Annotated in this window: 1 rRNA gene; it reads left to right on the forward strand. The window is 49.8% G+C overall.

The window, feature by feature from the left end:
• Window positions 1–255 (forward strand): 23S ribosomal RNA (locus L6D81_RS29430); the annotation flags it as partial.

Below are 255 nucleotides of genomic sequence, written 5' to 3' on the forward strand. Positions count from 1 at the left end.
GGGAACTGAAACATCTAAGTACCCTGAGGAAAAGAAATCAACCGAGATTCCCTTAGTAGTGGCGAGCGAACGGGGACTAGCCCTTAAGTGGCTTTGAGATTAGCGGAACGCTCTGGAAAGTGCGGCCGTAGTGGGTGATAGCCCTGTACGCGAAAGTCTCTTAGTCATGAAATCGAGTAGGACGGAGCACGAGAAACTTTGTCTGAATATGGGGGGACCATCCTCCAAGGCTAAATACTACTGACTGACCGATAG

It is taken from the genome of Pseudomonas sputi, assembly GCF_021603585.1.
Taxonomy (GTDB): domain Bacteria; phylum Pseudomonadota; class Gammaproteobacteria; order Pseudomonadales; family Pseudomonadaceae; genus Aquipseudomonas; species Aquipseudomonas sputi.